Raw genomic sequence first — 22,328 nt, 5'->3', positions numbered from 1 at the left:
CTCCTCTTTCTCAACACCTTTTCAATATGTTTTATCTTATAGAGTTCTGCAAAAATTGTCAAGCATTTTCTTCGCCGTCTTCATCATCTACAATGGCTGCCGCTGCTCCTGCGACAGAAGATACCACGGCAATGACTGTTGCCACAATGACAAGCAGAACTATAATTCCCATAAAAATTAAAATATTGTTTCCTTCCAGCATATGCTCCTACCATACCTTTCTATACTTATCGTGAATATAGCTCACGCAATCATTTCATTGTTCTTTCATCATGTGAGCATGTTGACTTGCTTTTAATTATTATATCGTGAGCATGACTCGCTTGCACTCATTATACCATAGCTTGCTCCCCTTGTATAGTTTCTATTCTTTCTGTCCGGTTTTCATCGGTATCTGTGCTAAGATAACTCCTGCAAAAATCAACACACAGCCAAAGATCTCCCGTGTACTCAATGCCTGTCCTAAAAGTACCCAGCCTGCCAATACGGAAAATACTGATTCAAAACTCATCAGCAATGACGCTATGGTTGGATTAAAATCCTTTTGTCCGACAATCTGTAAGGTATATCCCAAACCACAGGACAATACTCCGGCATATAATAGTGGCATCCATGCCTGTAGGATATTCCCGATGTCCGGTGTTTCAGTAAAGAACATGCAGATCCCTGAGAGGATTCCACAGACTAAAAATTGTATACAGGACAATCTGACACCATCGACCATTGGTGCAAAATGGTTTACTGTCCAGATATGAAATGGAAAAACCAGCGCACAAACTAAGACCCAGAGATCACCTTTTGACAGACTCAGGCCATCTTTGACACATAAAAGATAAAATCCTATAACTGCGATCACTACACTGACCCAGACATTCCAACTGCATTTTTTCTTTAAAAATATTCCAATGATCGGCACAAACACAATGTACAATGCCGTAATAAAACCTGCTTTTCCGGCAGAAGTATACTGTATTCCTATCTGCTGTGCATTCGTTGCCACAAAAAGGATGGCTCCGCAAAGAATACCACCAATCCAGAGTGTCTTACGGCTGCTTTTTACAGCCTCTTTTTCTTCACTGGTCTTAAACCGGTCAAAAAAGAAAATGCATGGCAATAATACCAGACTTCCGATCAGACAGCGAATGCCATTGAATGTAAACGGTTCTACATAATCCATACCGACACTCTGTGCCACAAATGCAACTCCCCAGACAAATGCTGCTAACAGCAATGCCGCACTATTTTTCCATTTTATCTTTTGCATTTTATACTCCTCTTTTATTGCTATTTTGGTACTTATTTTTAATTCTGACGATTAGTATAGCAGACTTCTTTTAAAAAGTATAGAGCCAAAAAGGGCGCGTCCAACTTGGACACGCCCTTTCGCATATGCTATATCGTGAGTATAACCCACCTATATTTACGCTTTATCTACCTGTTTTGTAGCAATGATGTCTACGCCTGTTCCTGCAACATCTTTGATGATAACATCACCAATTTTAACTGGAGCCGGTACAGCAACACCCTTTAATGCACGACATACATCAAAGATTTTGCCTTTTGGAATATCTGATTTTGTTTTAACAGATACAGCATCAATTTTACCGCCTTCGCAGATTACAGTACTTGTAACAATTCTTGTAGGATTGGTTACTTCTTTTCTAGCGTAATCATCTCCACGTTTACAAGTATTTCCTGTTACATCCTTAACTTCGCCATTCTCCATGGTTACAGTAAGAGGACAACCCATCGGACATCCGATACATGTTAAATTAATTGTTTCCATTCTTACGCCTCCTCAAGTTTTACTGTAATGGTGTTCAGGCCATCAAATGCAGCCAACTGATCTTTCTTAAGAACAACGTTCTCCATCTCACCTGGTGCCATAACCTGTTTCTTTCTATGTAAGATACGCTCATCATTTAAGTAAACGCTTACATAGTGGTTTTTGTAAACATCACCAACACGGAATCTTACGATAGAATCGCCATCCATACGGTCAACATTTACTACACTAGGTACTGTGTAACGAACACCATCTGTTGCAACGATCTTAACGTCTGGTGTCTTAGTATCTCTGTTAATCTTGCCCTGAACATAATCAGCAGCAGATTTACCAGCCATAGCAGCCTCTTCAGATACGAAGTCTACTAAGTCATGTACATGAAGTACGTTACCACAAGCAAATACACCTTCGATATTTGTCTCTAAGCTCTCATTTACAACAGCTCCGGAAGTGATTGGGCTCATTTCGATGCCTGCTCCTCTGGAGATATCGTTCTCTGGGATAAGACCACAGGAAAGAAGTAATGTATCACATGGATAGTACTCTTCTGTTCCAGGGATAGGTCTTCTGTCAGGACCAACCTCTGCGATTGTGATTCCTTCTACTCTCTCTTTACCTTTGATATCGATTACGGTATGGCTCAATTTCAGCGGGATATCGTAGTCATTCAGACACTGAACAATGTTACGTTTTAATCCACCTGAGTATGGCATTAACTCAGCTACAACTTTAACTTTTGCGCCTTCGAATGTCATACGTCTAGCCATGATAAGTCCGATATCACCGGATCCTAAGATAACAACTTCACGACCTGGCATGAAGCCTTCAATATTTACTAATCTCTGTGCAGTACCTGCAGAATAGATACCTGCCGGTCTGTAACCAGGAATGTTTAATGCACCTTTTGAACGCTCTCTACATCCCATAGCTAAGATCACTGCTTTTGCCTGAAGTTCGAACATTCCTTCTTCACGGTTCATTGCAGTAATTACTTTATCTGCGCTGATGTCCATAACCATAGTATTTAACTTGTACTCGATTCCAAGTTCTTCTACCTGATCAATGAAACGTCTAGCATACTCCGGTCCTGTTAACTCCTCTTTGAAGGTATGAAGACCGAAACCATTATGGATACACTGATTTAAGATACCACCTAACTCACGGTCACGCTCTAAAATCAGAATGCTCTCGATACCATTTCTTCTTGCTGATGCTGCTGCTGCTAAACCTGCAGGACCACCACCAATGATAATCACGTCATATGCTTTCATCTGTTCTTCCTCCTTATAATCTGTCTTTCGGGGTTCCAACGATGAACTTGGAATCGCGTCCAGATTTTCTAATTTCTGACTGATCTACGCCTAATTCTCTCGCAAGAATCTCAATCTGTCTTGGTGAACAGAAACCAGCCTGGCAACGTCCCATACCAGCGCGTGTACGACGTTTAATACCATCTAATGTAGTTGCACCTAATGGTCTGTGGATTGCATCAAGGATTTCTCCCTCTGTAATCATTTCACAACGGCATACGATACTTCCATAAGCCGGATTCTCTTTAATCAAGGCATCTCTCTCTTCTTTTGTACAAGAGTTCAGATGTGTAACACCTTTTCTTGTTCCGTTGAAGGTCGGATCTTCCTGTAAGTTTAATTTATCCTTTAACATTCCTGCAACAAGAACTCCGATAGCCGGTGAGCTTGTCAGACCTGGAGACTCGATACCTGCTGCATCAAAGAATCCCGGTGCCTCGTCTACTTCACCGATTACGAATTCATGGTTGTCCTCATGTGCACGAAGTCCTGCAAAGGAAGTGATAACCTGACGAATTGGTAAACCTTTTACTGTTGAACCAGCTTTGTTGATTAACTCGTCGATTCCTTCCTGAGTAGTATTGGTTCCTTCTTTGTTTTCAATATCAATAGCAGTTGGTCCTACGATTGTATTTCCATGGATTGTAGGTGATACTAATACACCTTTACCATATTTACCCGGTAACTGGAAGATTGTCTTATCTACGAAATCTCCTGTAACCTTGTCTAATAAGCAGTAATCTCCACGTCTTGGTGTGATGTGGATTTTCTTAGAGCTCATCATGTTATGGAATACATCAGCGTATACACCTGCTGCATTTACAACACATTTTGTAGAGATTGCTCCGTTGTTAGTTACCAACTCAAAGCCACCGTCTTTTTTAACGATATCTCTTACTTCTGTGTTAAATCTGAATTCAACACCGTTTGTAGCTGCATTTTCAGCCATAGCAATGTTTAATTCGAATGGGCAGACAATTCCACCTGTTGGTGCATATAATGCAGCAACAACATCGTCTGTTACGTTTGGCTCTAATGCCAATACTTCATCATGCTCTAAAATCTTTAATTCTTTGACACCGTTCTTAACTCCTCTTTCATAAAGAGCCTCTAAGTTCGGTCTGTCTTCTTCATGTAAACAAATTACTAAAGATCCATTTTTTCTAAAGGAGAAATCAAGCTCTTTAGAAAGATCTTCCATCATTACATTACCTTTTACGTTCAAATCTGCCATAAGAGATCCGTTTTCAGCATCGAATCCGGCATGAACAATAGCGCTGTTTGCTTTTGATGTACCACAACATACATCTTCTGCTTTTTCTACTACGCAAGCATTTACCTGGTAACGTGATAACTCTCTAGCGATTGCACTACCAGATACCCCTGCTCCAATTATTACGACATCATACATGTGTCTGTTACTCCTTTCAGAAAAGATGAGCAACGCTCCATCCTAGGATGCAGCATTGCTCAAACTCTTTATTACTATCGTGTTACATATTCCCTATAGCTTATGCCCAAGGAATGATTGCGTAAAGACCTACTGCTAATAAAGCACCGATGATTGGTCCAAAGATCGGAACTACTAAACCATAAGCGAAGTTAGATGTTCCTTTGTTCTTAATCGGTAAGCATGCATGTGCAAGACGAGGTCCTAAGTCACGGGCTGGGTTCATAGCATATCCAGTTGTTCCACCGAAGGACATACCACATGCTAAGATGATTACATATACTGCAACGTTACCCTGAAGTCCGTTCATACCGCCAACCTGAGCCATACCTTTGATTGCGAATACTAATACGAATGTTGCAACTGCCTCTGATACAATGTTCCATCCTGTGCTTGGGATAGAAGGACCTGTGGAGAATACTCCAAGGATTGTTGCTGCATCTTCTTCTGCATCGAACTGTTTCTTAAATGTAAGCCATACAATCCAAGCACCTACGAATCCACCAGCGATCTGAGCTACGATATAACCTGGTACCATGTTCCAAGCGAAGCTTCCGTCAGCTGCTAAAGCGATTGTTAATGCTGGGTTGAATGATGCACCTGAAGCTGCACCAAAGATAAATGCTGGAATCATAACGGCTGCTGCCCATGCCATAGTAATCTGAACAGTTCCGCCGCCCTTCATTCCTGATTTGCTAAGGTTAACGTTTGCACAAACGCCATCACCTAACATGATTAACATCATAGTTCCTAAAAATTCTGCCAAATATGGTAACATAAATGTTTCCTCCTCTTTACCCTATTTTATTACTAGTCTTCTTTTGCCCAACCAAAGGAGCATTTAACTGCTTTCTTCCATCCTTTGATTCTTGTCTCACGCTCTTCAGCACTGATTGCTGGTGTGAAAGTACGATCAAGAGATGTGTTAGCAATAACGTCTTCTTTGTCTTTCCAGTAGCCAACAGCGATACCTGCTAAGTAAGCAGCACCCATAGCTGTTGTCTCTACACATGATGGGCGGTTTACAGGACATCCACTGATGTCTGCCTGTGTCTGCATTAAGAAGTTGTTAGCACTTGCGCCACCGTCTACGTTTAATGCAGCAAGGTCGATTCCTGAATCAGCTTTCATAGCCTGTAATACATCGTTTACCTGATATGCTAAAGATTCAACTGTTGCACGAACGATGTGATATTTGTTACATCCACGTGTTAAACCAACGATAACTCCTCTAGCATACTGATCCCAATATGGAGCTCCTAAACCTGTGAAAGCAGGTACTACGTAGCATCCAGCGGTATCTTTTACTCTTGTTGCCATGTACTCTGAATCCGGAGCGGTATCTACAACTCTTAACTGGTCGCGTAACCACTGGATAGAAGCACCTGCAACGAATACAGAACCTTCTAATGCATAGTTTACTTTGCCGTCAAGTCCCCAAGCGATTGTTGTTACTAATCCGTTCTTAGAGAAGATTGGTTTTTCGCCAGTGTTCATAAGTAAGAAACATCCTGTTCCGTATGTATTCTTAGCTTCACCAGCTTTGTAACATGTCTGTCCGAATAATGCTGCCTGCTGGTCACCTGCAGCTCCACCAATTTTGATAGGACCACCAAATAAGCTTGGATCTGCCTCGCCGTATACACAGCTTGATGGTTTTGCTTCTGGAAGCATGCATTTAGGAATGTTCAGCTCTGCTAAGATTTCATCATCCCACTGTAATGTATTGATGTTGAATAACATTGTACGGGAAGCGTTTGAGTAATCTGTTACATGAACTTTTCCTTTTGTTAATTTCCAAATTAACCAAGTCTCTACTGTACCGAATAATAATTCGCCGGCTTCAGCTCTCTGTCTAGCACCCGGAACGTTCTCTAAGATCCATCTGATCTTTGTTCCTGAGAAGTAAGCATCGATAACAAGACCTGTTTTCTCTCTGATTTTATCAACCAGTCCTTTGTCTTTTAAGCTATCGCAGTACTCAGCTGTTCTTCTACACTGCCATACGATTGCATGGTGTACAGGTTCGCCAGTAGCTTTATCCCATACGATTGTTGTTTCACGCTGATTTGTGATACCGATTGCTGCAATGTCTGCTGCTGTTGCGCCAACATTTTCCATTGCCTGTTTAGCAACTTCATACTGAGTTGCCCAAATCTCATCTGCATCATGCTCTACCCAGCCTGGTTTTGGGAAAAACTGTGTGAACTCTTTCTGAGCTACTGAGCACATCTCACCCTTCTCATTGAATAAGATACATCTGTTACTAGTTGTTCCGGCATCGAGTGCCATAACATATTTAGCCATTAAAAAAGCCCTCCTCCTTTTTTTGTTGTACTAATAATATCACATCAAAAACCAAAAGTAATCATACAAACATGTAAAATTGTACAAAACCGACCGGTTTCTGTCTGGATTATTATATATTATGCATAGCAATTCTAAAACATGTCTTAATTTTTATTGTATTTTAAGCATAAAAACGGCTGTGTACAGGTTTTTTCCCCATACACAGCCTTGTTACTTCTTATAACTTATGCTTTTGCTGCTGACATTCCGTTACTGAATTTGAATTTTCCAAGCGTCCGGACTGCTACCGCAATCTGTTTACTGCGTTCTTCTGTCGTCATGTTTTTATTACTGGTTATAAAATCTAACAGATAATAAATGATGGATGTAGAAAAGAAATCTACCATAAACGCCCGTTCTTCACTGCGGATCCCCTTCATCTCACCTGAAGCTGACAGGAATCTGTCTACCTGCTCTGCAACAATTGCTTTTGTCCGGTCTGCCATCTGCTTCCACTCGATCTCGTTTGCTAATTTTTTATAAAATGCACGATCCGCTTCCATGGTTTCCATCAGCTTTCGCAGCCACTCTTCAAATGTAATGTCTCCGTCAACATCTACCTCTTCCATCAGTTCTTTGCAGCATATCCACTCAATGACTGCATATAAATCCTGAAAGTGATAATAAAAGCTCTGCCGTTTCATGCCTGTTTCTTCCATAATATCCTGAACCGTTATCTTACGGATGGATTTCTGGCGCATCAGTTCTTTTACAGCAAGTGCGATTTTTTCCTTCGTATTACAGCACATTTTTAGTTCCCCCTGTCACGTTCCGCATATTTTACGCATCGTAAAACAAAAATTATTTATTAACTCCGCTATTTATTATATCACGTTATGGTTTGTTTTGAAGTCGAATTACCGTTCTTTCTGTCGATTTGTACAAATAGCGACATTGTTAAACTTTTAACCATCTTTTTTATGCCTTTTATCTAATTCTATTTTTCTGTTTTTGTACACTTTGCCTATTGTGTTGAAAAATTGGAACATCAGGATATTGTGCATTCTATATTATGTCAATCATTCTCATGACACTTTTTTATTTTTGTCCAAAAATTTTACTTTTTGATGACGGTTCCGTCTTCTAAATCTGTTCCACTGCCCAATTTGGTGATCAGTACGGATTTTACTGCGGAATTGCCGATAAAGTCCAAAGCTGCCTCTACTTTCGGTTTCATCGTGCCTTCGCCAAACTGTCCTTCTTCCATGTATTTTTTCGCCTGGGCGGTTGTCATATGGTCTATCGGCTGTTCTGATGCCGTACCATATTCTAAGCAGACTTTTTCTACACCGGTTAAAATGACAAGCATATCAGCATCTACTGCCTCTGCCAGTTTTCCTGCTGCAAGGTCTTTTTCGATTACTGCAGAAGCTCCTTTTAAACGGTTCTCCTGTGCCAGTACCGGTATTCCACCGCCTCCACAGGCTATGACTACCTGATCTGCATCTGCCAATGCACGGATGGTATCTATCTCTACAATCTCCATTGGCTTTGGTGCCGCTACGATACGGCGGTAGCCGCCTTCTACTTCTACCACATGATTTCCTTTTTTCTCTTCGGCTTCTGCCTCTTCTGCGGACATGATACGTCCTATGATCTTTGTCGGATGATAAAATGCATCGTCATATGGATCTACCGTCATCTGCGTCAGCACGGTAGCCACCGGTTTGTAGATTCCGCGGTTGAGCAGTTCGGTACGGATCGCATTCTGTAAATCATATCCGATATATCCCTGACTCATGGCAGAGCAGACAGACATTGGTGTTGCCGTGTACTCCGGATATATTTTGCAGAACTCGGACATTGCCGTATGGATCATTCCAACCTGTGGTCCGTTGCTGTGTGAAATAATGATCTGATAGTCCTCTTTCACAAAATCTGCGATTGCTTTTGCCGTCTTTTTAGCTGCTGCCTGCTGTTCCGGCAATGTGGTTCCTAATGCATCATGTCCTAATGCAATAACGATTCTTTTTTTCTTCATGGGTTCCTCCCTATTTTTTCGCTACGCGCGTATTTTTCTTAGAAATTATTTTCTATATTAACACATTTCCCGCATAAGAACAATAAGCAGCTCTTATAACGGGAAATGTAGGGAGAAAGCACTATTGGTTATTCAGACGGTCTTTTGCCGAGTTTTACCGTCAGCTCTTTTTCTTTGTAGGTACCATTGTCTGCTACCTGTACTTTGACTTTGACTTTTTTTCCTGCCTTATAGTATTTGAGTATTTCCTGCATATTTTCCATGGAGGTAACTTCTTTTCCGTCAAACTCGGTCAGGATATCACCTTTTTGAATACCTGCTTTTTCTGCTGCAGAACCCTCTGCTACTTTTGTGACATAGATTCCGTTTGGCATATTATAGGTATTGGCTACGTCTTCTGTAATATCTGCACCGGAAATTCCAAGATATGCACTCTCAGACTCATCTACTGCCTCCCGGTTGATCAGATCATTGATGATCGGCTCTGCTTTTGACATCGGAATTGCATAACCCATTCCTTCGACTGCAGTATCTGAATATTTTGCGGAGTTGATTCCTATGACCTGTCCTTCGACATTCAGCAATGCTCCACCACTGTTTCCAGGGTTGATGGCTGCATCTGTCTGGATCAGTCCATTGGTTACTGTTTCTCCTGATGTCTCATCCTCTAAGGTAACTCCACGGTTCAATGCACTGATCACTCCGGTAGTTACGGACTGGCCGTATCCTAATGCATTACCGATCGCAATTGCAGTATCTCCAACTTTGATGGAATCGGAATCACCAACGGTTGCTACTTTGATCGCTTTCATGGTATCTGAAGAGATATCGGATAATTTTACTGCAACGACTGCTAAGTCACTGGATGAATCCGTTCCTTTTACTTCTGCACTGACGGTCTGGTCATCGTAAAAGCAGACGGTTAATGTTGTGGCATCTGATACCACATGGTTATTTGTTACAATGTAAAGATATTGATCATCCTGACTGATGATAATTCCGGAACCTGCACTTTCTCCTTCGTAATTTTGAACTCTTCCGAAGAAATCACGATATTGCACTTCTGTCATATTGGTAATGGCTACGATAGATGGCATAACTTCATCTACAATTCCCGAAATATCAGAAGATGTGGTTGTACCGCTCTTTGTACTGGTCGTTGTTCCTGTTACTTTTGTTGTACTGACACTCTTCGTATCGGAGGTCTGTGCTTTGGAATTATTGTCAATTCCAAGTGCTTTCATTCCCGCATATCCGGTTCCGACAAATACACCACCTGCCACCAGTCCAAAAACTAATGCCAGCGCCACGCATCTTACCATTTTTTGCTTAAAGCCACCACCATGAAACCATTTTTTCTTTTGTTTCGGTGTTTCATAATGCTGATAACTGCTTCCTGCCTGATTGTAACTGTGGCCGGTGTTGTCATCTGCTCGCCATGTAGTATTTTCATTTCCTCCATCTCTTATATAACTATAAGAATAGCTGGAGTTGTTTTCATTTCTATGATCCTGATTGTCCATAAGATTGCCTCCCTCATGTTTCTCTTTTTCTTTTCAGTTTATTTTTTGTTTATATTAAGGATTTTAGCTTGTTTTTGTGTCTACTATGTGAAAAAATGCTCAAGAGTTTGTGATGAATGTTTTGATTTTGTGTGAAAGGTGGCAGGATGAAGGATACAATATAAAATATAAAATATAAATACAATATTCAACCTCCTTGTTCAGTGTCGGGGATTAAGTGGCTCTAATCTCTCTGGAGAGGATGTTGGCAAGTGGACGAAACCGATGCAGATTCGCCATCCTGGCTCAACTGCATCTTTTGCAGGCATCCGTGCCTGCAAATTTCTGTGAATGATCAGAGAGTCAAGAGCCACTAAATCCCCGGCATAAGACAAGGTGGTTGGATATTGTATTGTATTCGAATCGTGACTCTTTTTATATCTCTTCGGCGATATGATGCAATATTCGGATTCGCTTTGCTTCTTATGGACGGAATCGTTAAGTTCTTAACACTCTGCTCTACCATCAGAAATTTCCGTGCACGGATGCACGGAAAAGGTGTGACTGAGCCATGGATGGCGAATTCACACCGGTTTCGTCCGCAGTCATCCCTTTTCCAGAGTGTTTAGAACTTTTGATTTCGGACATGGAAACAAAGTGAACCCGAATATTGCCCGACTTTCCACGAAAAAAGAGAAGACACGCATGTCTTCTCTTCCAGTTTCTTCCTATTATATAGTTGTACCCTATACGCTAACTTAACTTCTTACCTGTTTATTCTACCGTAACCGACTTTGCCAGATTCCTTGGTTTATCAACATCGCATCCTTTTCCTACCGATACATAATATCCAAAAAGCTGTAACGGTATGATCGCCAAAGAATTGGTAAAGTATTTATTCGTCAGTGGAATGTAGATCACATAATCTGCTGCCTTTTCTATATCGATATTGCCCTCGTTGGTAACTGCCATAACAAAGGCTCCACGGGTTTTTACCTCTACCATGTTGCTGACCGTTTTTTTATAAAGGTCTTCCTGGGTTGCAACCGCTACTACTAAGGTTCCGTCCTCTATTAAGGAAATCGTTCCATGTTTTAATTCGCCTGCCGCATATGCTTCGGAATGTACATAAGATATTTCCTTTAACTTTAAGGAACCCTCCATGGAAATCGCATAGTCGATGCCTCTTCCGATAAAGAACACATCTTTTGCTGCGATATAACGGTTTGCAAATTTCTGTATTTTCGTCTGGTTTGATAAGAGCAGTTCTATCTGATCCGGAAGTTTTTTCAGATCTCCTAAGTATTCCTCTACTTCCTGATCTGTGATCCTGCCTCTTGCCGCTGCAAATTTGATTGCTAACAGGTACTGTGCGATCAACTGTGCACTATAGGCTTTGGTTGTTGCAACTGCAATTTCCGGTCCTGCCCAGGTATACATGACTTTATCTGCTTCCCTTGCGATGGAACTTCCGATGACATTGACGATTCCAAGTGTCTTGATCTCCTGACTTTTTGCTTCACGCAGGGCTGCTAAGGAATCGGCTGTCTCACCGGACTGGCTGATGATAATGACTAAATCATTTTCATCTAAAATCGGATTCCGATAACGGAACTCGGATGCCAAGTCTACTTCTACCGGGATTCTTGCCATTCCTTCAAACACATATTTTGCCGTAACTCCGGTATGGTATGCCGAACCACAGGCTACGATATGAATCCGGTTGATGGCACGGATCTCCTCATCGGTCATGCCCAATTCTTCGATCTCTATTTTTCCATCTTTGATCCTTGGGCTTAAGGTATCACGTACGGTCTTTGGCTGCTCATACATCTCTTTGAGCATAAAATGCTCATATCCACCTTTTTCCGCTGCGTTGACATCCCACTCGATCATCTTGCTTTCTTTTTGGATCGGCTCTCCATCCACATTGTAGAATTCAATGGCATCTTTTTTCAAACATGCGATCTCTTCATTCTGGATGAAAAATACCTCTCTCGTATATTTGAGCACTGCCGGAACATCGGATGCGATCAGGTTTCCGTCCGTTCCTTTTCCGACGATCAACGGACTGTCTTTTCGCACGGAATATACGGTATCCGGATAGTCCGAGAAAATAATGCCCAATGCATAGGAGCCTTCTACCCTGTGCATGACTTTCGTAATAGCTTCTAATGGGTTGCCTTTGTAATAATAATCTAATAACTGTGCTAAAACTTCCGTATCAGTTTCTGAAATGAAACGATACCCCTTTTCTAAAAGCATATTTTTTAATTTCAGGTAATTCTCTATAATTCCGTTGTGAACAACCGCAATGGTCTGATCGGTATTGCAATGCGGATGTGCATTGACATCGGATGGTTCTCCGTGTGTTGCCCAACGGGTATGACCGATTCCGACATGACCCGGAAGCATGGTTCCATCATGTGTCAGTTCACTTAACACCTTTAATCTCCCGGTGGCTTTTTTTACATGGATTTTTTCTCCATCATATACTGCCATTCCTGCTGAATCATAACCACGGTATTCCAGCTTTGACAGCCCTTCTAATAAAATCGGTGCTGCCTGGCTTTCTCCTACATATCCTACAATTCCACACATACAAAATTCCTCCATATGTTGTTTTCACTACCTGCAAAAAAGTTCTTACTGTATTTTTACTGCTTCTGTCTCTTTTGTATAACCGGTATCGTTAATAATCTGTTTGCTTTTTTCTTTTACACTGTCGGTCGGAGTATATGTGTCCGAACCAAACAGGTATTCATGCAGCTCGATAACGTTTGTCTCTAAATCCAACGGAATGACACAATCGCCGCGTTTGCCCATGTTTTTGGTCTTTAACTCAAATGGGAATCCTGAATTGTCTACCATTTTATAACTTAATGCATGGCTTCCTAAGGATAACATCTGTTTTGGTGTAATGTTGGTACTGATATCATCAAACACTTCATCAACGACACTGTTAATCGTTGTGACACCTGATTTCTGAACTTTTGTTATCATTGCCTCAATAACGGTTCTCTGACGTTCGGTTCTCTTATAGTCATCTCCTGCCAGCTTACGGATTCGTGCATAAGCAGTAGCCTGTACACCATTTAAATGAAGTACACCGGAACCACTTAAGGTTGTATTCTTCTTTCCGGTTACCTGTGCAACTTCTCCGGAATATTCGTTGATCTTTGCAACTTCCTGTGGAGTAACATCAATGTCGACTCCTCCGATCAGGTCGATGGTTTCTACCAGTGCATTAAAGTCAACGGCCACATATTTTGTGATCTTTAAATCTAAGTTTGTATTCAGGGCTTCGATTGCCTGCTTTGGGCCGCCTCTCTGGTACGCAGAGTTCATTTTTGCATAAGTATCATCTTTTACATTCAGATAAGTATCACGGTATATGGATACCAGTTTGACTTCTTTAGAATCATTGTTGATACTTGCAAGCATGATCGTATCAGAGTTACCGGATTCATAAGTTCCATTGTCACGGTTGTCCAGTCCGAACAATGCAATGACCGTATATTTTCCCATGACTTCATCGGTACTATCGTCTAGATCATTCATTAAGATATCATCCTCATCCAGCTTATTATAGTCAATTTTTTCTAATTTCAGCCAGACAAAAACTGCTGCTAACAGTATTAACAGTATTACAATCTCAACAATAAACATTACTTTTCTGCGTTTTGCACGCTGTTTTTTTGTTGTTTTCTTTTTTTTCTTTGTATCTCCCATTTTCTCACCTTATTTTTTAATTATTTTTGCTTATCATACAGGAACTGTGAATAAAATACAATTATTTTTTTCTTAATTTTTCTTTTTATGCAAACACTCATGTATGTACAGCCAGCTTTTGGAGTATTCCTCCCGTTCCTCTTTTGTCATGTTAAAATATTCTTCCATCGACAATTTGATGGGCTGCATCTGTACTTCGTTCTCACATCGGTAGCAGATGACTTCCTTCCTTCTGGATGCCTCTCGGAACTGTCCGCATTCCGGGCAGATATAAATCTTCATAGCATTTTCCCTCCCTGACTTATGTCTGAACTGTGATAAATACGCCGTTACCCTGCACCTCTATGGCACCGGAATCCGCAGGTATGAAAAAACTTTCGCCTTTTTTTCCTGTTTTTTCCTCTCCGGCAACCCGTAACTTCATACAGCCTTCCATAATGGTTAACGTTACAAATGAATCTTTGCAGTTCTCTATCTTTAACTCTTCCTGACACTCATATCTTACTGCCGTAAAATAGTCGCATCGTCCAAGGATTGTTTTCTCCTGTCCTGTCTTTACCGGTATGGAAACTTCTTTTTTCTTTAAGTTGCTGACTTCGATCGCTTCCGCAATGTGCAGCTTTCTAGGATTTCCATCCGCATCCCTTCTGTCGTAGTCATAGACCCGGAAAGTACAGTTTGAATTCTGCTGGATCTCATAGATGATGATTCCTGCTCCGATCGCATGGATCGTCCCTGCCTCCACTAGGAAATAATCTCCTTTGTGTACCGGCACTTTATTCAGAACTTCTAAGACCGTATTTTCTTCAATACGTCTTTTAAACTCTTCTTTGGTCATGTCTCGATTGACACCAAAATAGATATAAGCATCCTCGTCACATTCTACAATATACCAGAGTTCTGTCTTTCCGTTGTCCATCCCAGCCGCTTTTGCATAGGCATCATCGGGATGTACCTGTATCGACAGCTTTTGTTTTGCATCAATAAATTTGCACAGGATCGGAAATGAAGCATATCGGCTTCCCTGCTCTCCTAAAATGGCTTCTCTGTGTTCTGCGATATAATCCTCTAACGGCATTCCCTCCTGTTCGCCTTCGGCTATAAAAGATGGTCCGTCAGGATGGCAGGAAATTTCCCAGCTCTCTGCCACTTTTTCACAGGTACTGCTCTTTCCGTAATCCTCTCTTAACTTTGTGCCTCCCCAAAGATAATCCTTATAGGAGGGAGCAAGTTTTATGATTTTCTCCATACTTCTTCCTTCTATTATATTGCTTGTATTTCTTTTCTGAAATTTCCTAAAAATGGTGAGGATGCCTGTGACAACACCCTCACCCCTCTGCTATTTAAACTTTTTCATCAGTGCATCTTCAAGCTCCTGTAACTGCTCTTTGGAACTCTCGAGACTGTCACCTTTTACTCCAAAATAAAATTTGATTTTTGGTTCTGTTCCGGACGGACGAACGCAGCACCATGCACCATCACTTAATTCATAATACAGTACATTGGAATTCGGAAGTCCGGTGGACTCTGTCTTTCCTGTTGCTAAATCGGTTCTGGTATCCGCCTTATAATCACGGACTGCCTGCACTTTGAATCTTCCAAATTCTGATGGCGGTTCTTTTCTTACCTTGTCCATCATATCCCGGATCTGCTGTGCTCCATCGATTCCCTTTAAGGTGATCGTGGCAAGTCCTTCCTTATAATAACCGTATTTTTCATACATATCAAGCATGGCATCCCAAAGTGTCTTTCCTTGGGACTTGCAGTAAGCTGCCACTTCACAGAGCATCATGACTGCAACGCAGGCATCTTTATCTCTTGCATAGGTTCCTGCAAGACATCCGTAGCTCTCTTCTAAGCCAAATACATAGTGATATGTGTTCTGCTCTTCAAACCACTTGATCTGTTCTCCGATAAATTTGAATCCGGTCAGCACTTCGATCAAATGAACACCATATGCTTTTGCGATCGCCTTTGCCATGTCGGTAGTTACGATCGTCTCTACCAACGCCGGTTTTTCCGGCATGGTACCATTTTCGGTACGCTCTCTTAAGATGTACTCTGCGATCAGCATACCGGACATATTTCCCGTAAAGGAAATATAGCCGCCGTTTACGGTATCTTTACAGTATACGCCGAGACGGTCTGCATCCGGATCTGTGGCTAAGACAATATCTGCATCTTTTTCTTTAGCTAACTTTAATGCTAACTCAAATGCTTTCGGATCTTCCGGGTTCGGATAGGATACCGTTGGGAAGTTACCATCCGGTTTTTCCTGTTCCGGTACAACATAAACCTGTTCAAATCCTAACTCTTTTAATACTCTTCGCACCGGAAGATTTCCTGTTCCGTGAAGCGGTGTGTATACAATTCGGATATCTTTTGCCATCGCTTTGATAATCTCCGGATGGATACTCTGTTTCTTCAATTTTTCCATATAACGGTCATCTAAAGATGCATCGATCACATGGAAAAGTCCTGTTTTGACTGCTTCTTCTTTTCCCATGGTCTTTACACTGGAGAACTCTGTAACCTTTGCAACTTCTGCTAAGATGTTCTTATCGTGTGGCGGTGTGATCTGCGCACCATCTTCCCAGTATACTTTATATCCGTTATATTCACGCGGATTGTGGCTTGCCGTGATGACAATTCCGGCTATGCAATGCAGTTCCCGCACTGCAAAGGACAATTCCGGTGTCGGACGCAGACTGTCAAAAATGTAGGTCTTTATTCCATTTGCATTTAAGCAGAGTGCTGCTTCTGTTGCAAATTCCGTAGACATTCTTCTCGAGTCATATGCGATTGCCACACCCTTTTCCTGTCCGTTCTGGCTCAGGACATAATTTGCAAGTCCCTGTGTTGCCTGACGCACGGTATAGATGTTCATGCGATTTGTTCCGGCTCCGATCACTCCACGCAGTCCGCCTGTTCCAAATTCTAACTGACGGTAAAATCTGTCTTCTATCTCTTCTTTGTTATTCTCGATTGCTTTCAGCTCGGCTTTTGTAGCATCATCAAAATAAGGATCACTGCACCACTGCTGATATATTTTCATATAATCCATTTATTTTACCTCTTTACGCCAATAATCTAATGTCTCTTCTATCGTACGTTCTAATGGAATCTCCCGTTTCCAGCCGGTACACTCCACCAGCTTCCGGATGTCTGCCTCTATGATCGGCACATCGACCGGTCGCAATTTTGCCGGGTCTACCTCTACTTTGATATCGGCTTTGGAAAAAGATACGATCGTGTCTAAAATCTCCTGGATAGAAACAGCATGTCCGCTTCCGACATTATATGTCTCACCGGCTTTTCCATGCTCCATGATCAGTGCATAGGCACGGATCACATCTCTGACATCCGTAAAATCTCTCTTCGCACTCAGATTTCCCACACGCATGACTGCTTCTCTTTTTCCTGCTTCAATCTCTGCTGCCTGCTGACAAAAATCTGCCACAACAAACATCGGTGTCTGGTTCGGTCCGATATGATTGAACGCCCGTACCATCATGACATCTAATCCGTAAGCATCTGCATAGATTTTTCCAAGCATATTCTGGCATGCTTTCGTTGCCGCATAGATGTTGCCCGGTCTGCTGCAGTTATCTTCTTTGATCGGTGTCTCCTGTGGCAGAATGTGTCCGTATTCCTCACCGGAACCGATCAGTAACATTCTTGCTTTGATACCGGATTCCCGAAATGCTTCTAATACATTCGAGCCGCCCTTGACGTTTACGTCGATCGTCAGCGCCGGATTCTTCCAGGAAACACTAACGGAGCTCTGGGCTGCTAAGTGAAAGATCCAGTCCGGCTGTTCTGCCTTAAAAAGCCCGGTAATGTCATCTTTTTTTAAAATGTCCAGATCACATACTTTGACATTCTCTGCCTCTATCTGCTCCTGCGGCATCTTTGTAACCGTAACTTCCATATGAAGTTCTTCTTTTAAATAACGCATCAGGTACGCACCTACAAAGCCTGCTCCACCTATAATCAATGCTTTCATATTTTCGTCCCTATTAAATATTCTGGATTTTAATTTCTTCTTCTACAAGAGCCATATCGTTCTTTACCATACGCTCTACTAATTCCGGAAATGCGATCTCACGTTTCCAGCCAAGTGTTGTCTCTGCTTTTTTCGGATCTCCGATCAAAAGCTCTACCTCTGCCGGACGGAAGAATTTTGGATTTACTTTGACTAAAACTTTTCCGGTTGCTTTGTCTTTTCCGATCTCGTCTACGCCGCTTCCTTCCCATGCGATCTCGATTCCTGCCTGTGCAAATGCTGTCTCTACAAATTCACGGACGGTTCGTGTCTCGTTGGTTGCGATCACATAATCATCTGCCTCTTCCTGCTGAAGCATTAACCACATTGCTCTGACGTAATCTTTTGAATGACCCCAGTCACGCTTTGCATCCATGTTTCCAAGCTCTAAATGATCCTGTACACCATGCTTAATTCTTGCTACTGCATCTGTGATCTTACGGGTTACAAACTCTTTTCCTCTTCTCTCACTCTCGTGATTGAATAAGATTCCGCTGCATGCATACAGTCCGTAGCTTTCACGATAGTTCTTTGTGATCCAGTGTCCGTAAAGTTTTGCTACTCCGTATGGACTTCTCGGATAGAACGGTGTGGTCTCTTTCTGTGGGATCTCCTGTACTTTTCCAAACATTTCGGAAGTAGATGCCTGATAGAAACGGCAGCTTGGTTTTACGGTACGGATCGCTTCTAACATATTGGTAACACCTAATGCATCAATCTCTGCTGTTCCGATCGGTGTATCCCAGGAAGTCGCAACAAATGACTGCGCTGCTAAGTTGTATACTTCATCTGCCTGAGAAATCTTCATTGCAGAAATCAATGAGATCGGGTCTGTCATATCTGCATAGATAAAGTTGATCTTATCTTTGATATGGTCTACATTTCCGTAATCTACGACACTCTTTCTTCTCATGATGCCGTATACATTGTAGCCCTTTTCTAATAACAGTTCTGCTAAGTATGAACCATCCTGTCCTGTGATTCCTGTAATTAATGCGTTTTTCATGTTTATTCTCCTTATTTTTCTTCCTTTGAAGCTTTTTACTTTTCGTATTTAGATATACTCATCACGATTGCAGATCTTTAAGTTTTCGAGTACCTTTTTGATATCTCCGGCACTGTTTTTGTTGCAGATCAGGGTTGCATCCTCTGTATCTACGATGATCAGGTCTTCGATTCCAACCGTGGCGATCAGCTTCTGACTTCCCTCTATAATATTATTCTTACTGTTTATGGTAATAATATTACCATTTACTACATTTCCGTTTTCGTTGGATTTTTTGATTCTTCCAACCGCTAACCAGGAGCCGACATCGTCCCATCCGAACACTCCCGGCAGAATATAGATATTGGATGCCTTTTCCATAATGCCATAGTCGATGGACTCTGACTGGAAAGTCGGGAAAATATTTTCAAGTACAATATCTTCTTCCGGTGTTCCGATGGCATCTTTGATCTTCATCAGTCCCTCATAGGTAGAACCCATATATTTTTTCAGATTATCCAAGATCGTGGAGATCTTCCAGACAAACATTCCACTGTTCCAGAGGTATTCCTCTGTTGCTAAGTATTCTTTTGCAACCTCTAAACTCGGTTTTTCTACAAAGCGTTCTACTTCATATGCCTGACCGTCTGTTTTATCAGAATTGAACTTGATGTAGCCGTAACCGGTCTCCGGATAGTCCGGGGTAATTCCGATCGTTACCAGATTGGCACCCTTTTCTGCTACTGCGCAACCTTCAGACAGTGTGTTGACAAACATGGTATTGTATTTGATCAGATGGTCTGATGGCAATACCATCATCAGTGCATCCTCATATTTTTTTGCTATGTGTATTGCTCCTAAACCGATACAAGGTGCCGTATTTCTTCCGATCGGTTCGCAGAGGATGTTCTCCTCCGGAATTCCCGGAAGCTGTTCTAATACGAGCGGTTTGTAATCTTTGTTTGTTGCAATATAGATATCTTCTAATTCTACCAGCGGACGGATTCTCTCTACCGTAAGCTGTATCATTGTCTTTCCATCATCTGTCAGAGATAAAAACTGTTTCGGCATGTGCTTTCTGCTTCTTGGCCAGAAACGTTCTCCTCTTCCTCCTGCCATGATCAAGGCTGTCTTTTTCATGCATCAGTCCTCCTGTTTGTATTTTTAGAATTATTTCTTTTTTGATCTTTTTAATAAGGATACCAGATTTATGCGGATCAGCATAAACAACGTAACGATATAACCTCTGATAAATTTCAAAAGCTGACGTTTGGATTCCCCGTACATCCGCTTGTTAAATGTGATCGGTGTCTCGCCTATATTTAATTTCTTTCCCTGCTCACGCTTATTGATCTTCATCCGCAGGATAACCTCCTGCAGCACATCGTAATTATTGCGTGTCAGTGTTACCGCTTTGATCTGCTTTGCATCATACATCCGGTAACTTGTGGAAATGTCTTTTGCCCGGATTCCCAGACAAAGACGCATGGTCGTATTGAGAATCTTTGACATGATATAGGAAGTCTTTGAGTCATTGGACACTCCGCCTTTCGTATATCTCGAACCTATGACAATGTCATAACCTCCTCTATCAAACATTCTGCTGATATCTGCAATATTTTTCGGATTGTGAGAACCATCGGCATCTAATACTAACATTCGTTTTTTGGTTACATACTTGATACCGGTACGGAACGCTCCTGCATATCCCGGCTCTTCCTGCGGATAATACAGAGTATTATTTTTCTCACATACCTCCTTGGTGTTGTCTAATGGTTTCGCAGAATCAATTACTATGACTTCGTAATCGTCCTTTAATTTCTCCATCACTTTATGAATCTGTGGCAATAAAATTTTCAGATTCTCGGCTTCTTTATACGCCAATAACACCACGCTGGTCGACATAATTCTTCTCCATTTCTCCTTTTAATCTCTCATATATAAGTCTCTGGTGTAGACTTTTTCAAATACATCTTCTAACTCATCTGTAAAACGGTTTGCCACGATGACATCACATTCCTGCTTAAATGCATCTAAATCATGTGTCACACGGCTTCCGTAGAATTTCTCTTCGTTCAGTGTCGGCTCGTATACTACAACTTCTACACCTTTTGCTTTGATACGTTTCATAACACCCTGTATGGATGACTGACGGAAGTTGTCGGAATTGGATTTCATGGTCAGACGGTATACACCGACTTTGACATCGGATTTTTCCGGAAATCCTGCTTTTTCTAAAATTCTCTCTGCCACAAAATCTTTTCTGGTACGGTTGGCATCTACGATCGCCTCAATGATGTTCTCCGGCACGTCCTGATAATTTGCCAATAACTGTTTGGTGTCTTTTGGCAGACAGTATCCACCGTAACCAAAGGACGGATTGTTGTAATGAGAACCGATTCTTGGGTCAAGTCCCACACCGTCAATGATCTGTTTGGTATTGAGACCATGCACCTCTGCATAAGTATCTAACTCATTGAAAAAGCTTACGCGCAGTGCTAAATAAGTATTCGCAAATAATTTTACCGCCTCTGCCTCTGTCGTATCCGTAAACAGCATCGGAATGTCTTTTTTGATCGCACCTTCTGCGATTAAATCTGCGAATTTTCCTGCTGCCTTACAGAGTCTTTCATCATCCTGTGGTGCACCCACAATAATTCTGGACGGATAAAGGTTGTCATAAAGTGCCCGTCCTTCTCTTAAAAATTCCGGTGCAAAAATGATGTTCTCACAGTTGAATTTTGCACGCACATTTTTTGTATATCCTACCGGAACTGTAGATTTGATGACCATGATCGCATTTGGATTGATGTCCATAACGGTTTCAATGACCTGCTCTACGGAACTGGTATCAAAATAATTTTTCTTCTCATCATAATTTGTCGGTGTTGCTATCACTACAAACTCTGCATCTGTATACGCTTCTTTTGCATCCAGGGTTGCTGTCAGGGAAAGTTCTTTTTCCGCTAAATATTCTTCAATCTCCTTGTCTACGATCGGAGACTTCTTATTATTAATCATTGCCACTTTTTCCGGTATAATATCTACGGCATATACATCATTATGCTGTGCCAGTAATACGGAAATTGACAATCCCACATATCCTGTTCCTGCTACTGCAATCTTCATATTATTTTCCTCACATTACTATTTTTATCTATTTTACCTAGTGTGTTCATAATAACTAA

General features: G+C 41.6%; 20 protein-coding genes and 1 other annotated feature (1 of these 21 running past the window's edge). All 20 genes read right to left on the bottom strand.

Annotation, left to right across the window (positions count from 1 at the left end; genetic code table 11):
* Positions 1 to 23: a binding site (T-box leader), on the bottom strand; it reaches 251 nt to the left of the window's first position.
* Between the two features lie 35 nt (positions 24 to 58).
* A complete protein-coding gene (locus tag WMO43_RS08765) occupies positions 59 to 202 on the bottom strand; it encodes a hypothetical protein (protein ID WP_353530938.1) in 144 nt (47 codons plus the stop codon).
* A 162-nt stretch (positions 203 to 364) separates the two neighbouring features.
* Complete coding sequence (locus WMO43_RS08760; protein ID WP_177963693.1) at positions 365 to 1,264, bottom strand: DMT family transporter; 900 nt, start codon at positions 1,262 to 1,264, stop codon at positions 365 to 367.
* Positions 1,265 to 1,420: 156 nt separating this feature from the next.
* Positions 1,421 to 1,786: a DUF1667 domain-containing protein gene (locus WMO43_RS08755; protein WP_177963694.1), complete on the bottom strand. Its 366-nt coding sequence runs from the start codon at positions 1,784 to 1,786 to the stop codon at positions 1,421 to 1,423.
* Positions 1,787 to 1,788: 2 nt separating this feature from the next.
* A complete protein-coding gene (locus WMO43_RS08750; protein WP_177963695.1) occupies positions 1,789 to 3,057 on the bottom strand; it encodes an NAD(P)/FAD-dependent oxidoreductase in 1,269 nt (422 codons plus the stop codon).
* 13 nt (positions 3,058 to 3,070) lie between these two features.
* A complete protein-coding gene (locus WMO43_RS08745; RefSeq protein WP_353530937.1) occupies positions 3,071 to 4,507 on the bottom strand; it encodes an NAD(P)/FAD-dependent oxidoreductase in 1,437 nt (478 codons plus the stop codon).
* Between the two features lie 100 nt (positions 4,508 to 4,607).
* Complete coding sequence (locus WMO43_RS08740; protein WP_353530936.1) at positions 4,608 to 5,324, bottom strand: MIP/aquaporin family protein; 717 nt, start codon at positions 5,322 to 5,324, stop codon at positions 4,608 to 4,610.
* Between the two features lie 32 nt (positions 5,325 to 5,356).
* Positions 5,357 to 6,853: a glycerol kinase GlpK gene (glpK, locus tag WMO43_RS08735; protein WP_353530935.1), complete on the bottom strand. Its 1,497-nt coding sequence runs from the start codon at positions 6,851 to 6,853 to the stop codon at positions 5,357 to 5,359.
* Positions 6,854 to 7,080: 227 nt separating this feature from the next.
* Entirely contained in the window at positions 7,081 to 7,644 is a 564-nt protein-coding gene (locus WMO43_RS08730) for a TetR/AcrR family transcriptional regulator C-terminal domain-containing protein (protein ID WP_177963699.1), read from the bottom strand.
* Positions 7,645 to 7,952: 308 nt separating this feature from the next.
* Positions 7,953 to 8,876 carry a carbamate kinase gene (arcC, locus tag WMO43_RS08725; RefSeq protein ID WP_353530934.1) on the bottom strand — a complete coding sequence of 308 codons (924 nt, stop codon included), beginning with the start codon at positions 8,874 to 8,876 and terminating at the stop codon, positions 7,953 to 7,955.
* Between the two features lie 128 nt (positions 8,877 to 9,004).
* Positions 9,005 to 10,399 carry a S1C family serine protease gene (locus WMO43_RS08720; protein ID WP_353530933.1) on the bottom strand — a complete coding sequence of 465 codons (1,395 nt, stop codon included), beginning with the start codon at positions 10,397 to 10,399 and terminating at the stop codon, positions 9,005 to 9,007.
* Between the two features lie 753 nt (positions 10,400 to 11,152).
* On the bottom strand, positions 11,153 to 12,979 hold the full coding sequence (gene glmS, locus WMO43_RS08715) for a glutamine--fructose-6-phosphate transaminase (isomerizing) (protein ID WP_353530932.1): 1,827 nt from the start codon (positions 12,977 to 12,979) through the stop codon (positions 11,153 to 11,155).
* A 45-nt stretch (positions 12,980 to 13,024) separates the two neighbouring features.
* A complete protein-coding gene (locus WMO43_RS08710) occupies positions 13,025 to 14,110 on the bottom strand; it encodes an LCP family protein (protein WP_177962741.1) in 1,086 nt (361 codons plus the stop codon).
* 72 nt (positions 14,111 to 14,182) lie between these two features.
* The gene (locus WMO43_RS08705) at positions 14,183 to 14,392 is read right to left on the bottom strand and encodes a DNA-directed RNA polymerase subunit M (protein ID WP_177962740.1); all 210 of its coding nucleotides are present in this window, start codon (positions 14,390 to 14,392) and stop codon (positions 14,183 to 14,185) included.
* 19 nt (positions 14,393 to 14,411) lie between these two features.
* Positions 14,412 to 15,359 carry a type I phosphomannose isomerase catalytic subunit gene (locus tag WMO43_RS08700; RefSeq protein WP_353530931.1) on the bottom strand — a complete coding sequence of 316 codons (948 nt, stop codon included), beginning with the start codon at positions 15,357 to 15,359 and terminating at the stop codon, positions 14,412 to 14,414.
* Between the two features lie 90 nt (positions 15,360 to 15,449).
* Positions 15,450 to 17,174 (bottom strand): phospho-sugar mutase, encoded by a 1,725-nt coding sequence (locus tag WMO43_RS08695; protein ID WP_353530930.1) that lies wholly within the window; start codon positions 17,172 to 17,174, stop codon positions 15,450 to 15,452.
* Entirely contained in the window at positions 17,175 to 18,116 is a 942-nt protein-coding gene (locus tag WMO43_RS08690) for a GDP-mannose 4,6-dehydratase (protein ID WP_353530929.1), read from the bottom strand.
* Between the two features lie 13 nt (positions 18,117 to 18,129).
* Complete coding sequence (gene gmd, locus WMO43_RS08685) at positions 18,130 to 19,161, bottom strand: GDP-mannose 4,6-dehydratase (RefSeq protein WP_177962736.1); 1,032 nt, start codon at positions 19,159 to 19,161, stop codon at positions 18,130 to 18,132.
* Between the two features lie 48 nt (positions 19,162 to 19,209).
* Positions 19,210 to 20,280: a mannose-1-phosphate guanylyltransferase gene (locus tag WMO43_RS08680; RefSeq protein WP_177962735.1), complete on the bottom strand. Its 1,071-nt coding sequence runs from the start codon at positions 20,278 to 20,280 to the stop codon at positions 19,210 to 19,212.
* Positions 20,281 to 20,310: 30 nt separating this feature from the next.
* Positions 20,311 to 21,045: a glycosyltransferase gene (locus tag WMO43_RS08675; protein ID WP_177962734.1), complete on the bottom strand. Its 735-nt coding sequence runs from the start codon at positions 21,043 to 21,045 to the stop codon at positions 20,311 to 20,313.
* 21 nt (positions 21,046 to 21,066) lie between these two features.
* Positions 21,067 to 22,269, bottom strand: coding sequence for a nucleotide sugar dehydrogenase (locus WMO43_RS08670; RefSeq protein ID WP_353530928.1), 1,203 nt, complete (start codon positions 22,267 to 22,269; stop codon positions 21,067 to 21,069).
* Positions 22,270 to 22,328: the final 59 nt, after the last annotated feature.

Origin of the sequence: Maccoyibacter intestinihominis (genome assembly GCF_040096355.1) — a bacterium.
GTDB lineage: Bacteria > Bacillota > Clostridia > Lachnospirales > Lachnospiraceae > Maccoyibacter > Maccoyibacter intestinihominis.
Note: the sequence above shows the minus strand (reverse complement) of the source record. Positions and strands in the feature narration are given on the sequence as shown.